General features: G+C 71.9%; 12 protein-coding genes and 1 pseudogene. 1 reads left to right on the forward strand and 12 read right to left on the reverse strand.

Annotated features, from left to right (window positions below):
* Positions 1–54: 54 nt before the first annotated feature.
* The 10 genes and pseudogenes from lepB (ABD329_RS38855) to proS all read right to left on the reverse strand — a co-directional run bounded on the left by lepB (ABD329_RS38855) (position 55) and on the right by proS (position 8,041).
* Positions 55–1,140 carry a signal peptidase I gene (lepB, locus tag ABD329_RS38855; protein ID WP_425574433.1) on the reverse strand — a complete coding sequence of 362 codons (1,086 nt, stop codon included), beginning with the start codon at positions 1,138–1,140 and terminating at the stop codon, positions 55–57.
* A pseudogene (gene lepB / locus ABD329_RS38860) lies at positions 1,088–2,131 on the reverse strand (signal peptidase I); the annotation flags it as partial. The pseudogene lepB (ABD329_RS38860) and the gene lepB (ABD329_RS38855), both read right to left, overlap by 53 nt.
* Positions 2,124–2,975, reverse strand: a complete 852-nt coding sequence (gene lepB, locus ABD329_RS38865; protein ID WP_198278304.1) for a signal peptidase I — start codon at positions 2,973–2,975, stop codon at positions 2,124–2,126. The gene lepB (ABD329_RS38865) and the pseudogene lepB (ABD329_RS38860), both read right to left, overlap by 8 nt.
* Before the next feature lie 83 nt (positions 2,976–3,058).
* Positions 3,059–3,409, reverse strand: a complete 351-nt coding sequence (rplS, locus tag ABD329_RS38870; protein WP_020868146.1) for a 50S ribosomal protein L19 — start codon at positions 3,407–3,409, stop codon at positions 3,059–3,061.
* A 132-nt stretch (positions 3,410–3,541) separates the two neighbouring features.
* Positions 3,542–4,384, reverse strand: a complete 843-nt coding sequence (gene trmD / locus ABD329_RS38875; RefSeq protein ID WP_198278305.1) for a tRNA (guanosine(37)-N1)-methyltransferase TrmD — start codon at positions 4,382–4,384, stop codon at positions 3,542–3,544.
* A complete protein-coding gene (gene rimM, locus ABD329_RS38880) occupies positions 4,381–4,950 on the reverse strand; it encodes a ribosome maturation factor RimM (protein ID WP_198278306.1) in 570 nt (189 codons plus the stop codon). The genes trmD and rimM overlap by 4 nt, the downstream gene beginning before the upstream one ends.
* Positions 4,951–5,031: 81 nt before the next feature.
* Positions 5,032–5,271 carry an RNA-binding protein gene (locus tag ABD329_RS38885; protein ID WP_005311361.1) on the reverse strand — a complete coding sequence of 80 codons (240 nt, stop codon included), beginning with the start codon at positions 5,269–5,271 and terminating at the stop codon, positions 5,032–5,034.
* 2 nt (positions 5,272–5,273) lie between these two features.
* Positions 5,274–5,717, reverse strand: coding sequence for a 30S ribosomal protein S16 (gene rpsP / locus ABD329_RS38890; protein ID WP_037948612.1), 444 nt, complete (start codon positions 5,715–5,717; stop codon positions 5,274–5,276).
* 155 nt (positions 5,718–5,872) lie between these two features.
* Positions 5,873–6,466, reverse strand: coding sequence for a hypothetical protein (locus tag ABD329_RS38895; RefSeq protein ID WP_030834213.1), 594 nt, complete (start codon positions 6,464–6,466; stop codon positions 5,873–5,875).
* A gap of 159 nt (positions 6,467–6,625) precedes the next feature.
* Positions 6,626–8,041 (reverse strand): proline--tRNA ligase, encoded by a 1,416-nt coding sequence (proS, locus tag ABD329_RS38900; RefSeq protein ID WP_198278307.1) that lies wholly within the window; start codon positions 8,039–8,041, stop codon positions 6,626–6,628.
* Positions 8,042–8,376: 335 nt separating this feature from the next.
* Here proS and ABD329_RS38905 point away from each other — a divergent pair, with 335 nt between their 5' ends.
* Positions 8,377–9,279, forward strand: a complete 903-nt coding sequence (locus ABD329_RS38905; protein WP_198278308.1) for a methyltransferase domain-containing protein — start codon at positions 8,377–8,379, stop codon at positions 9,277–9,279.
* Positions 9,280–9,425: 146 nt separating this feature from the next.
* On the opposite strand, the gene ffh is transcribed toward ABD329_RS38905, so the two are convergent.
* Positions 9,426–10,973 (reverse strand): signal recognition particle protein, encoded by a 1,548-nt coding sequence (ffh, locus tag ABD329_RS38910; protein ID WP_198278309.1) that lies wholly within the window; start codon positions 10,971–10,973, stop codon positions 9,426–9,428.
* Between the two features lie 189 nt (positions 10,974–11,162).
* Positions 11,163–13,808 (reverse strand): [protein-PII] uridylyltransferase, encoded by a 2,646-nt coding sequence (locus ABD329_RS38915; RefSeq protein ID WP_198280743.1) that lies wholly within the window; start codon positions 13,806–13,808, stop codon positions 11,163–11,165.
* Positions 13,809–13,829 lie beyond the last annotated feature (21 nt).

Here is a 13,829-nt window from a genome sequence, read left to right on the forward strand (position 1 = left end):
TCCGTGTGCCCCGGGGCACACGGAACCGCACCTTACCCGGCGGTACGGGCCCCGTCAGCAGTCGGTGGTCAACCGCTCCGGCCGGCTCTCGGCCTCCGTACGGACCTTGGCGATCAGCCGGCGGCGGCGCCACAGCACGATCGGCAGCGCGCCCGCGAACCCAAGGGCCGAGGGGGCCATCGCGGCGGCCGCGCCCAGACCCGGCTGGTCGAAGGTGCTCGGCACCGGCAGGGTGGTCCAGCGGTTGATCGGCCAGGCGATGACGATCGCGCGCCCGACGACATCGTCCACCGAGACCGTGCCGTTGTTCAGGTTCTGGTGGTAGCGGGAGTCCAGCGAGTCCTGCCGGTGGTCGCCCATCACCCAGATCCGACCCTCGGGCACCTTGATCGGGCCGAACGGCTTCTCGTCACAGGGGGTGTTCCCGGGGAAGATGTACGGCTCGTCCAGCGGCTTGCCGTTGACCATGACCTTGCCGCCGCGCTTGCAGGAGACCGTGTCCCCGCCGACCGCGATGACCCGCTTGATCAGGTCCTTCTCCTCCGCCGACGGCATCAGCCCGATGAAGCTGAGCGCCTTCTGGATGCCCTCGGCGACCGGGCCGGAGCTCTTGGTCTGGGACTCGCCGAGCCAGCCGCCCGGGTCGTGGAAGACGACCACCTCGCCGCGCTCCGGCTCGGAGCCGAACCACGGGGTGAGCTTGTCCACCAGCACCCGGTCGCCCCGCTGGAGGGTGTCCTGCATCGAGTCGGACGGGATCGAGAACGCCTGCACCAGGAAGGTCTTGATCAGCAGCGCCAGGGCCAGCGCGATGACGACCAGGATCGGCAGCTCCTTCCAGAAGGAGCGCACCTTCTTGGGCTTGCCGAGCTTCCCGGGCCCGCCGGGCTTCCCGGAGCCCGGCTTCGACGCCCCGTCCCCGGGCCCGGGCGGATCAGCCGCGCCGGGACCGTCCTGGGGATCGGAGGGTTCCGGCCCGCCATCGGCTCCGGGTGGGTCCGACGCCCTGGGCGCGGCAGCCGACCCGTTCGTGGGTGCACCGGCTTCGGGCGCCTCGTCCGCCCCGTTCGTGGGGTGCTCCGCCCCCGTCCCGGGCTGCCTCTCGGGCTCTTCGTGACCGGATCGTGCGCCGACCGCCAAATCCCCCACATCCACTCCTCACGCCTGACTGCCGCCTGCCCCACGAACGGCGCAGGATCACCACTCCCATAACGAGCGGGAGTTCCGCAGGGGTCGGGAGCTGGACCATTCCTTGCTGATCCATGGGGGACAGCCTATGTGCCGAGCCCTCGGCCTGTGTCGCCCCACTCGGCGCGTCCTTCACCGAGGCGTAGGTGCCCGGTTCCTCGAGGCGCCGCATGTGCCCGAACGGCCACGCGATCACCACGGCGCGGCCGACCACCATGTTGTCCGGCACCGTGCCCTGGTACGGCTCATCCAGATGGACCCGGGAGTCCGCCGAGTTGGACCGGTGATCCCCCATCACGAACATCCGTCCCTGAGGGACCGTCACCTTGAACTGCTTCTGCGACGGCGGGTTGCCCGGGTGCAGATACGGTTCGTTCAGCGGCGTCCCGTTGACGGTGACCTTACCGTTCGTATCGCAGCACTCCACCGTGTCGCCGCCCACCGCGACCACCCGCTTGATCAGGTCCTGCTCGTCGGAGGACGGCAGCAGCCCGATGAAGGTCAGGAACTCCTTGCCCTGCTTGATGACCGGCGGGTCGTCCTTGGGTGGCTTCCGCTCGTCGTCCAGCCACCCGCCGGGGTCCTTGAACACCACCACGTCGCCGCGCTCCGGCTTCGAGCCGAACCACGGGGTGAACTTGTCCACCAGCACCCGGTCGCCGATCCGGATGGTCTGCTCCATCGAGCCGGACGGAATGACGAACGCCTGCACCAGGAAGGTCTTCAGGACGAGCGCGATCACCAGCGCCACGCCCACCAGGATCGGTATCTCCTTGACGGCCGAACGGCGCCGCCTGCGCTTGATACGCCGCTGGATCTTGCGCCGCTCCGCGCGTCCGCCCACCCGGCGCTCGCCCGGCGGGCGGGGAGTGCCCAGGTCGGCTCCGGCGGGCGGAGCGGCGGCCTGGCGCGCCCCGGCACGAGGACGCCCACGCTTACCCATGGGCACCACCGGAGGCGGCGGACGGTATGCGGCCGGGCGCCGCGGGCACGCTCGTGAAGGCGTCCGTCCGGGGTACGCCGGACCAGCGGCCGAACGGCCAGCCGATCCATTCGGCGCGGCCGATCACCTTGTCGACGGGGACCGTGCCCCCGCCCGGAGCGCCCAGATAGTCGCGCGAGTCCCGGGAGGCGTCGCGGTGGTCGCCCATCACCCACAGCCGTCCTTCGGGCACGACGATGTCGAAACGCACCCGCGAGGGGCTGTCCCCGGGGTGCAGATAGTGCTCGTCCACCGGCTGACCGTTCACCTCGATCCTCCCCCGCTCGTCGCAGCAGGTGACCCGGTCACCACCGATGCCCACCACGCGCTTGACGTAGTCGGACTCGGCCGGTTCGGCCAGTCCGACCGCCGCGGCCGCCTTGCGCAGCAGACCCGTCACCGGATTCCCGGACGGCTCCTCCTCGCCGAAGGAACCGGCTCCGTCGAACACGACAACGTCGCCGCGGCGCGGATCGTCCCCGAAACGGTAGGCGAGCTTGTTCACAAGCACTCTGTCCCCGGGGCGGAGGGTGCCCTCCATCGAACCGCTCGGGATCAGGAACGGCTGGAGCACAAAGCCGCTCACCAGCAGCACGAACGCGGCGCACGCGGTCGCGAGCAACGCCGCCCGCCGCCAGCGCCCGCCGCCGGTCAGCCAGCCCCCGCGCAGCCATTCCGGCAGCCGTCCCGCGGACCGGGGCTCCCCGGTCCGCGCGGAGGCACGCGAAGAGCGCGACCGCGCCTCGTGCTCCTTCTCGGAGCCCGGGGAGCGGTCGCGCTCCGCGAGCTGTCCTTCGGTGTTCATCGGGCCAGAGCCTATCCGGCCCGGCCGGATGATCCGGCGGTAGCTCAGTAGTCGCGCAAAATCGCCGCGATCCAGCCGCGAGCTCAGCTCTCGCGCTTCTCCTTGATCTTGGCGGCCTTGCCGCGGAGGTCGCGCAGGTAGTACAGCTTCGCCCGGCGCACATCACCGCGGGTGACGACCTCGATCTTCTCGACGATCGGGGTGTGCACCGGGAAGGTGCGCTCCACGCCGACGCTGAAGCTCACCTTGCGGACGGTGAAGGTCTCGCGGACACCGGAGCCCTGGCGGCGGATGACGACGCCCTTGAACTGCTGGACACGGGAGCGGTTGCCCTCGATGACGCGGACGTGGACGTTGACCGTGTCGCCGGGGCGGAAGGTCGGGATGTCGCTGCGCAGCGACGCGGAGTCGACGGTGTCGAGCAGGTGAGACATGATCGTCTGCTTTCCTCGCTGATGCCACAGGTCATCAGCGGAATATCGGATGATGATTCGGAGTGCCGCCCTCATCGGGTGGGCGTCGGTCCCCCTGTGGCAGGGGCGCACACCCGGACGTACGGCAGCGGCCTATTCTTCCACGGCCTGGTCCGGCCGCCCAAATCGGGCCCCACCGGCCGTCCCGCCGGTCCCGGGCAGCTCCTCCCAGCCCAGCTCGGCCAGGAGCGCGCGGTCGTGCTTGTCGAGCGTCGCCGGGTCGCAGCGCTCGATCAGATCGGGGCGATTCTCGCTGGTACGGCGGAACGCCTCGTCCCGGCGCCAGCGGGCGACCCTGCCGTGGTGGCCGCTGATCAGCACCTCCGGGATGGAGCGGCCGCGCCACTCGGGGGGCTTGGTGTAGACGGGCCCCTCCAGGAGGTCGGCCATCGTGCCGGGGGCGAAGGAGTCGTCACGGTGCGACTCGGCGTTCCCCAGCACGCCCGGCAGCAGCCGGGCCACCGACTCGGTGATCACCAGCACCGCGGCCTCGCCGCCGGCCAGGACGTAGTCGCCGATCGAGACCTCGTGGACCTCCAGCCGCTCGCCGTACTCATCGATCACCCGGCGGTCGATGCCCTCGTAGCGGGCGGGCGCGAAGACCAGCCAGGGGCGCTCGGCGAGCTCGACGGCGAGGGCCTGGGTGAACGGACGGCCGCTCGGGGTCGGCACGATCAGGGTGGGCTTGACCAGCCCCTCGGCCTCGCCCGACGCCATGATCGAGTCAAGCGCCTCGCCCCAGGGCTCGGGCTTCATCACCATGCCGGGGCCGCCGCCGTACGGGGTGTCGTCGACCGTGTTGTGCCGGTCGTGCGTCCAGGCGCGCAGATCGTGGACGCGCACGTCGAGCTGACCGCGGGCACGGGCCTTGCCGACCAGCGAGACGTTCAGCGGCTCCAGGTACTCGGGGAAGATCGTGACGACGTCGAGCCTCATGACGACCCAACCTCACGGCCGCCCTCGTCCTTACGGCTGCCCGCGATCTCCGCCTCGGCCTCGTCGAGCAGGCCCGGCGGCGGGTCGATCACGGCGCGCTGCTCCTCCAGATCGATCTCCGGCACGACCTCGGAGACGAACGGGATCAGCACCTCACCCCCGTCGGGGCGCTTCACGACCAGCAGGTCCTGGTACGGCAGATGGGAGATCTCGGAGATCCGCCCGACCTCCGTGCCGTCCACGGTGACCACATCGAGGTCGATCAGCTGATGGTCGTAGAACTCCTCGGGATCCTCGGGGAGTTCCTCCGGGTCGACCTCGGCGATCAGCAGGATGTTGCGCAGCGCCTCCGCGGCGTTGCGGTCGCGTACGCCCTCGAAGCGCAGCAGCAGCCGGCCGCTGTGCACCCGGCCGGACTCGATGGTCAGCGGCCCTGCCGAGGCGGGCTCGGTGGCCAGCACGGCGCCCGGGCCGAGCCGCAGCTCCGGCTCGTCCGTCCGCACCTCGACGGTGACCTCGCCCTTGATGCCATGGGCACGGCCGATCCGCGCGACAACCAACTGCACGATGCGATGTCCCTTCACACACACGGGCCGGGGACGGCCCAAAGCCCTCCCCGGCCCGTGCCGGTGCTCTTCTTGATCGCCTCAGCGAACCTGATCGACGTCGACGAGGTCGACGCGGATCCCGCGGCCGCCGATGGCGCCCACGACGGTGCGCAGGGCGCGTGCGGTGCGGCCGTTGCGGCCGATCACCTTGCCGAGGTCATCGGGGTGCACCCGGACCTCCAGCACCCGCCCACGCCGCAGGTTGCGCGAGGCCACCTGCACGTCGTCGGGGTTGTCGACGATGCCCTTCACCAGGTGCTCGAGGGCCTCCTCGAGCATCCTCAGGCCTCAGTCGACGCGGTGGACTCAGCGGACTCGGCCGCCTCGTCCGACTTCTTGTCGGCCTTCTTCGCCTTCGGGGTGATCGCCTCACCCTTCGGCTCGTCACCGGCGTCCTTGGCGGCCGCCTCGAACAGCGCGCGCTTGTCGGCCTTCGGCTCGGCGACCTTCATCGGAGCCGGGGCGGGCAGACCCTTGAACTTCTGCCAGTCGCCGGTGACCTTCAGAATGGCCAGCACCGGCTCGGTCGGCTGCGCGCCGACCTTCAGCCAGTGCTGCACGCGCTCCGAGTCCACCTCGATGCGCGACGGGTTCTGCACCGGGTGGTACAGACCGATCTCCTCGATCGCCCGGCCGTCACGGCGGGTACGGGAGTCGGCGACGACGATGCGGTAGTGAGGCGACCGGATCTTGCCCAGACGCTTCAGCTTGATCTTGACTGCCACGGGAGTGGTGTCTCCTGGTCTTGACGTGGTTGAGCACTGCGACGTGCCGCGTGGGGTTGCGGTACCCGAGTGCCCGATGGACGCGTCAGCCGTAGGAGAGAGGGGTCCTGGTCGACTGTCGAGTACAGCAGACCATTGTGCCACACCGTGACAGGTCAGCCGACCGCGGCCACCGGCTCCGGAATGCGGAACGGCTTCCCGCATCCACCGCACATGATCGGCGCCTGGGCCAGCACCGACGGGACGACGCGGACATTGCGCCCGCAGTCGCACACCGCCTTGACCCGGACCCCGCCACCGGACGAGCCGTGGCGCGCGGCGGGCCCGCGGAAGGTGCGGGAGGTCTCGGCGGTGGTCGCCACGGTGTGCGCCTTGAGCGCGCGCTGGAGGCGGTCGATCGTCGTCCGGTACCGCTTTCTCGCCTCGGGGCTGAGGGTGACCAGCGAGAAGCCGCTGCTGGGATGCGGCTCCTCGGGGTGGTCAAGACCCAGCTCCTCGGCGATCGCCAGGAACCGGCGGTTGTGGTAGCGGCCGGCGCGTGAGGTGTCACGGACACCGCGGGCAGCGGCGATCCCATGCACTGCCTCATGCAGCAGCCGTTCGAAGGAGAGCTCGGCGCCACATGCGGACGACGATTCTCCGATCAGCGATTCGGGCGCGGCGAGATCCGGCAGCTCGGGGTGGTGCCGTTGAATATCGGCCCACGCCTGCGCCAGCTCTGCGGCGAGAACAGGTGGTGTCGTGCTCACGTCGTGCTAACGAGCGGGACCGGTCCGGTGTTCCGATTCCGGGGCATCCCAAATAATTTGCACGTACCAGTCAGTTCACGCTGATGTACGGCGACGAGGGGCGGGTGCGTAAATGTATGGATGAGCCACGCACCGCGCACCAAGCCGGTACGTACCGGTTCAGTAGGCCCTCGCGACGTACGCGACGTTACCGGGAGCGTCGTCGGCGTCCGGCACCGCCCCGTCCTCGGTCACCAGACACCGCACGGACACCGACCGCTCGGCGAGCGCAGCCTCGCCCTCCGGCCCCAGATCCGCCCAGCGGATGCGGGCCCAGCCGCCCGCGGCCGCGGCCTCGGCGGCCTCCTCCATGGTCGTCACGTCCGTGGTGCGCGCCTTACGGCGCTCACGGGCCTGCCGCAACAGCAGCGCCTGGTCCTCCTCCAGGACCTTGGGCAGCAGTTCCGGCAGCAGCTCGGTGCGCACCGGCTCCTTGCCGCCCGGGATCCGCCTGGCCACCATCGCGGTGCCGCCCTCCAGGTCGCGCGGGCCGACCTCGACCCGGACCGGCACACCCTTGAGCTCCCAGTCGACCGCGCGCCGGCCGAAGGGGGTGTCCGTACGGTCGTCGACGTGGACCCGCACGCCCGCCGCGGTGAGCAGCTCGCCGATCTCGCGGACCTTGGCGAGCACCGCGTCATCGCCCTTGATCGCCAGCACCACGACCTGGATCGGGGCCAGCCGCGGCGGGATCCGCAGGCCGTTGTCGTCGCCGTGCATCATCACCAGTGCGCCGACCATCCGGGTCGTGCTGCCCCAGGAGGTCTGCCAGACCAGCTCCTGCTCGCCGTCCTTGGACAGATAGCTGGTGTGGAAGGCGCGGGCGAAGTTCTGGCCGAGCTCATGGCTGGTGCCCAGCTGGAGCGCCTTGCCGTCGCCCATCATCCCTTCGAGGGTGAGGGTGTTGAGGGCGCCGGCGAACCGCTCCCGGGCGGTCTTGCGCCCCAGGACCACGTCCATCGCCAGGACGTCCGCCATGAACCGGGCGTAGACCTCACGGTGGATCCGGGCGGCGAAGTCCCGGGCGTCCTCGTACGAGGCGTGTGCGGTGTGGCCCTCCTGCCACAGGAACTCGGTCGTCCGCAGGAACAGCCGCGGCCGCAGCTCCCAACGCACCACATTGGCCCACTGGTTGATCAGCAGCGGCAGATCGCGGTAGCTCTGCACCCACTTGGAGAAGTACTCGTTGACGATCGTCTCGGAGGTGGGCCGGACGACCACCGGCTCCTCGAGCTCCTTACCGCCGCCATGGGTGACGACCGCGAGCTCCGGTGCGAACCCCTCGACGTGATCGGCCTCCCTGGCCAGATACGACTGCGGGATGAAGAGCGGGAAGTACGCGTTCTGGACGCCGACCGCCTTGATGCGGGCGTCCATGTCCTGCTGCATCCGCTCCCAGAGCCCGTACCCGTACGGTCGGATCACCATGGTGCCGCGCACCGGGCCGTTGTCGGCCAGTTCGGCCTTGTTGATCACGTCCTGGTACCAGCGGGGGAAGTCCTCCGCCTGGGGGGTGAGCACGGGAGTCTTGGCCATGGCGCCGATCGTACGGCCCGGGGGTACCGAACCGTGAATCAAACCAAAACGAGCCGATCAGCACCGGCCACCGCCCGCGCCACGCCCACGGCCGTCCGGTGGCCCGGCGGAGGTCAGGGGGCGGTTCGGGAGGCGAAGCGTACGCACAGGTGTGCGGGGGCGCACAAAGGGGGCACGCAAGCACGGCCGTGAAACCTCTGGACGCGGGGACGGATGCGGAGTTCCCTGGCATTTGGGGGTGGGACGTCACAACGCACCGCGGGGGAAGCGCACCACGGGGGATGTGACACCGAATCTGACGACGGCACAGCTCTTCGCTGATTGGGGCCCTTTCGATGACATCTACGCTCGTACGGCGGCACCGCCCGCGCCCCTCCTCGTCGTGGACGACGGACGCGCACGCCCGCACCCGCGACTGGGCGGAGATCCAGGAGCGGATGCTGGTCCCGCTGTACGAGGCCGTGTACGAACGGCTGGACGTCGGCGCCGGAACGCGTCTGCTGGGCCTGGGCTGCGGTTCCGGGCTCGCCCTCCTCATCGCGGCCGCGCGCGGCGCCGCGGTGTGCGGAGTGGACACGGACGAGCGGCGCCTGGACCTCGCGCGGGAGCGGCTGACCGCCGCGGACACACCGGACGACCCGGCGCGGCCCGCCCGGCTGGTCCTCGGCGGCCCGGAGAGCCCCTGTGTGCGGGAGGCCGCGACGGACGCGGCCTTCACGGTGGTGACCGCCTTCGAGCCGCTGTCCGCCCTGGGCGCGGGGAGCCCCGGTGCGATGGTGTCCGACGCGGCGTCCGCGCTCGCGGCCGCCGCGGCCGGAACCGAGCGCGGCGGGGCCGTGGTGCTCGCCGGATGGGGACCGCCGGAGCGCTGCGCCACCTCCGGGGTGCTGCGGGTGGGCGCCCGGCTCGCGGACCCCGTGTGCGCCCCCGACCACCGCCGGGAGGTGCCCCCTGCCGCAGGCTGGCGGCTGTGCGGCCGGGACGACCTGGAGGAACTGGCCGCGCGGGCGGGTCTGCGGCCCGACGGCTCGGGCCGGGTGGCCTGCCCGTTCGGGTACGCCGACATGGACAGCGCGGTGCGCGGGCTGCTGTCGACGGGGCTGTTCGACGCGGCGGAGCGGGCCACGGATCCGATCCAGGTCCGTAAGGAGATCACCGAGGCGCTGCATCCGCATCAGCGGGCGGACGGCACGGTGTGGATGCCGAACGTCTTCCGCTATCTGATCTGCCGGGCCTGAACGGGCCCATCGCGTAAGGCCCCTGGCGGGGTGCGCAGGGGCCTTACGGTTCGCTCGTACGAGTGCGGCTCGGGAGCCGGGGTGGCAGCCGGCTCGGGAGCCGGGGTGGCAGCCGGCTCGGGAGCCGGGGTGGCAGCCGGGGTGGCTCAGCCCATGAACTTCTTGAACTCGTCGGGGAGTTCGAAGTCCTGGCCGCCCTGGTCGCCGTTGGGCAGCCCGAACGCGCCGCCCTGCTCGCGGCGCGCCGCGGCGGCCTGCTCCTCGGCCTTGCGCTTCATGGGGTTGCCCGAGCGCTGCTTGCCCTTGGCCTTCTTCTGCTGCTTGCCCTTGCGCTTGTTGCCGCCGCCCATGCCAGGCATGCCCGGCATCCCGGGCATCCCCGGCATGCCGCCCTGGGCCATCTTCGACATCATCTTGCGTGCGTCGAAGAACCGCTCCACCAGGTTCTTGACCGCGCTCACCTCGACGCCGGAACCGCGGGCGATACGGGCGCGGCGCGAGCCGTTGATGATCGTGGGGTCCTGGCGCTCACCGGGGGTCATCGACTTGATGATGGCCGCGGTGCGGTCCACATCCCGCTCGTCCAGGTTGTTGATCTGGTCCTTCATCTGGCCCATGCCCGGCAGCATGCCGAGCAGCTTGGAGATGGAGCCCATCTTGCGGACCTGCTCCATCTGAGCCAGGAAGTCGTCGAGCGTGAACTCCTTGGGGCCCTTCGCCAGCTTGGCCGCCATCTTCTCGGCCTCTTGCTGGCTGAAGGTCTGCTCGGCCTTCTCGATCAGGCTGAGCATGTCGCCCATGCCGAGGATGCGGGACGCCATGCGGTCCGGGTGGAACGCGTCGAAGTCGTCCAGCTTCTCGCCGTTGGAGGCGAACATGATCTGGCGGCCGGTGACATGCGCGATGGACAGCGCGGCACCGCCGCGCGCGTCGCCGTCCAGCTTGGAGAGCACCACACCGTCGAAGCCGACGCCGTCGCGGAACGCCTCCGCGGTGTTCACCGCGTCCTGGCCGATCATCGCGTCGACGACGAAGAGGACCTCGTCCGGGCTGACCGCGTCGCGGATGTCGGCGGCCTGCCGCATCAGCTCCTCGTCGATGCCGAGGCGGCCCGCGGTGTCGACGATCACGACGTCGTGCTGCTTGGTGCGGGCGAACTCGATCGAGTCCTGCGCCACCTTCACCGGGTCGCCGACGCCGTTGCCCGGCTCGGGGGCGAAGACGGCGACACCGGCCCGCTCCGCGACCACCGAGAGCTGGTTGACGGCGTTGGGGCGCTGGAGGTCACAGGCGACGAGCAGCGGGGTGTGGCCCTGGCCCTTCAGCCAGCGGCCGAGCTTTCCGGCGAGCGTGGTCTTACCGGCGCCCTGTAGGCCCGCGAGCATGATCACGGTCGGCGGCTGCTTGGCGAAGCGGAGGCGCCGGGCGTCGCCGCCGAGGATGCCGATGAGCTCCTCGTTGACGATCTTGATGACCTGCTGGGCGGGGTTGAGCGCCTGGGAGACCTCCGCGCCGAGGCTGCGCTCCTTGACCTGCTTGATGAACGCCCGGACGACGGGCAGCGCCACGTCGGCTTCGAGCAGGGCGATCCGGATCTCGCGTGCCGTGGCGTCGATGTCCGCCTCGCTGAGGCGTCCCTTGCCCCGGAGGTTCTTGAAAGTCGCTGCGAGGCGATCGGAGAGGGTATCGAACACGGTGGTCGCGAATCCTTCGGTCGGATGTCGGGTCGGTGGTCGGCCTCCAAGGGTATCCGCCCGTCGTGCGAACGGTCTGCCCCCGGGTTTGCGACGCGACCCTCGTTCCGGGGGCTCCGCCCCCGTGCCCCCGCCGGGGCTCCGCCCCGGACCCCGCTCCTCAATCGCCGGAGAGGCTGAATTGTGCCCTCAGGCCTCGGGCGGGCTCGTCAGTGCCCGCTCGACTTCCTGGGCCACCTCCGCCGCGCGCATGGGCTTCAGGGGGGCGCCGGTGTCGTCTGTGACATAGAACGCGTCCACCGCGTTGGCGCCGAGGGTGGAGACGTGGGCGCTGCGGACCGCGACGCCGGTGTGTTCCAGGGCGCGGCCGATGCGGTGCAGCAGGCCGGGGGCGTCCTGGGCGCGGACCTCGATCACGGTGGCCAGCTGGGAGCTGCCGGGGGCGACCGTGACCCGGGGTGGTGGGGCGTGCACCCCGCGGCGGCGGGGGTACTTGCGGTAGGCGGCCTCGCGCTCGGCGAGGCGGGCGACGATGTCGAGCGAGCCGTCCAGGGCGCGGAGCAGGTCGTTCCGGAGCCGGGCGGCCTGTGGCAGCGAGCCGTATTCGGCCGCCACCCGCCAGCTCAGCAGCAGTACCCCGCCCGCCGCGCCTGACGCGCCCGCCGCGCCTGACGCGCCCGCCGCGCCTGACGCGTCCGCCGCGTCCGCCGCGTCCAGCTCCGACGGCAGCTCGACGGCGCGCAGGTCCGCCGCGCGCACCGTAAGGCGGTGCAGGGCGAGGACACCAGCAGCCGTGGCGAGGACGCCGGGCTGGTCGGGGACGGCGATGAGGAGTTCCACACCGATCGGTTCGGGGCCGGTGGGCCCCTCCTCCGGCGGCCCTTCGGTGACATCCGTTCCGGTGACGTCCGTAAGGAGGCCGGTTTCGCCCGGCGGCAGTGCCTCGGAGCGGGCGTGCAGGGCCAGCACCGGGCCGCCGGTGCGCCATGCCTCGACCGCGAGGCGTTCCTGCTCGGCCGTGGTCTGCTGCGGGGTGGACCAGTCGGCCGCGGGTTCGCCCGCGAGGACCGCCGAGACCCGCTTGACCAGGTCGGTGACGAGGGAGTCGCGCCAGGCGCTCCAGGCCGCGGGACCGGTGGCGAGGGCGTCGGCCTCGGTGAGGGCGTGCAGCAGTTCCAGGGTGGTGGCGCTGCCGACGGCCTCGGCGACCGACCGCACCGTGGCCGGATCGTCCAGGTCGCGCCGGGTGGCGGTCTCGACCAGCAGCAGATGGTGGCGTACGAGGGTGGCGAGGACCGCGACGTCCGCGCGGTCGAAGCCGATACGGGCGGCGACGTCGCGGGCGATGGTCTCCCCGGCCACCGAGTGGTCGCCGGGCCAGCCCTTGCCGATGTCGTGCAGCAGCGCGGCGACCAGCAGCAGATCGGGGCGGCCGACCCGGCGGCTGAGGGCGCTGGCCCGGACCGCGGTCTCGACCAGGTGCCGGTCCACGGTCCAGCGGTGTACCGGGTTGCGCTGCGGACGGCAGCGCACCCGCTCCCAGTCCGGCAGCAGCCGGGTGATCAGCCCCTCGGCCTCCAGGGCCTCCCACACTCCGACGGTGGACTCGCCCGCGCCCAGCAGTGTGATCAGCTGCTCCTTGGCCTCGGGCGGCCACGGCACGGGCAGCGGACGGGCGGCGGCGGTCAGCCGCCTCACAGCGTGCAGGGAGAGCGGAAGTCCGGCCTGGGCGGCGGCCGCGGCGGCCCGCAGGGGGAGCACGGGGTCGCGGTCGGGGCGTGCGGCGCGGGCCAGCACCACCTCGCCGTCCTGTTCCACCACGCCCTCGGCGAGCGGGCTGCGCTCCCCCGCGTCCGCGGTGCCCCCTCGTCCGCCCGAGCGCCCGCCGCGGCCGCCGAGCAGTCCGCGCAGCCGGGGCCGGGCCGCCGAGCGGGCGCGCAGCACCCGTTCGACCTCGCGCCAGGTGACGTCGGAGGCGTACGAGATGGTCCGGGCGGATTCGTAGATCTGGCGCAGCAGGGCGTCGGCGTCCAGCAGTCCGAGGGCGCCCGCGACCTGGTCCTGTTCCTGGAGGGCGAGGCGGTCGGTGGCGCGCCCGGTGGACAGGTGGAGCGCGTCGCGGGCGTCCAGCAGCCGCCGCCGCGCGTCGTCGAGGCCCTCGCGGGGGGCGTCGGCGAGCCAGGAGGCGGCGATGGCGCGCAGCGCGGTGGCGTCGCGGAGCCCGCCGCGGGCCTCCTTCAGATCGGGCTCTAGCAGGAACTGGAGCTCTCCGTGGCGCTCGGCGCGCTCCTGGCACAGCGTGTGGAGCTCGGGCAGCCGCCGCGGGGCCTGGGCGCGCCAGTCGGCGAGGACGGTGGTGCGCAGATCGGCGGTGAGCGCGGCGTCGCCCGCGATATGGCGGGCGTCGAGCAGGCCGAGCTGGACCTTCAGATCCTCGGCGGCGGTCCCGCGGGCCTCGTCGGGGGTGCGCACGGAGTGGTCGAGGGCGAGGCCCATGTCCCAGACGGGGTACCAGATGTGGTCGGCGAGCGCGGCGAGGGCCGAACGGTCGGCGGAGCCGTCGTGCAGCAGCAGCACATCGAGGTCGCTGCGCGGGGAGAGTTCGCCGCGTCCGTAGCCGCCGACGGCCACCAGGGCGGCGCCCCGTGCGATCCCGGCGGTCTCCGCGCCGCCGGTGAGCAGGGCGGCCAGCCACCGGTCGGTGAGGTCGGCCAGGGCGGTGCGGCGCGGGGGCCCGGACCGCGACTCCTCCTGGAGGAGTCGCAGCCGCGCCGCCGCGTAGCCGCCGGGCCCCGAGTCGGTGGTGTCGGTCGTGGTCTCGAGGCTTTCCGTCAACTCGGCTCCCTGTCCGCGTGC

This window comes from Streptomyces javensis (assembly GCF_039525925.1).
Lineage (GTDB): Bacteria > Actinomycetota > Actinomycetes > Streptomycetales > Streptomycetaceae > Streptomyces > Streptomyces asiaticus.

Bases quoted from the DNA above. Each gene is read 5' to 3' on its own strand.
- rplS (WP_020868146.1), bottom strand. From the start codon at position 3,409: ATGTCTCACCTGCTCGACACCGTCGACTCCGCGTCGCTGCGCAGCGAC.
- lepB (WP_198278304.1), bottom strand. From the start codon at position 2,975: ATGAACACCGAAGGACAGCTCGCGGAGCGCGACCGCTCCCCGGGCTCC.
- trmD (WP_198278305.1), bottom strand. From the start codon at position 4,384: ATGAGGCTCGACGTCGTCACGATCTTCCCCGAGTACCTGGAGCCGCTG.
- proS (WP_198278307.1), bottom strand. From the start codon at position 8,041: ATGGCCAAGACTCCCGTGCTCACCCCCCAGGCGGAGGACTTCCCCCGC.
- ABD329_RS38905 (WP_198278308.1), top strand. From the start codon at position 8,377: ATGACATCTACGCTCGTACGGCGGCACCGCCCGCGCCCCTCCTCGTCG.
- ABD329_RS38885 (WP_005311361.1), bottom strand. From the start codon at position 5,271: ATGCTCGAGGAGGCCCTCGAGCACCTGGTGAAGGGCATCGTCGACAAC.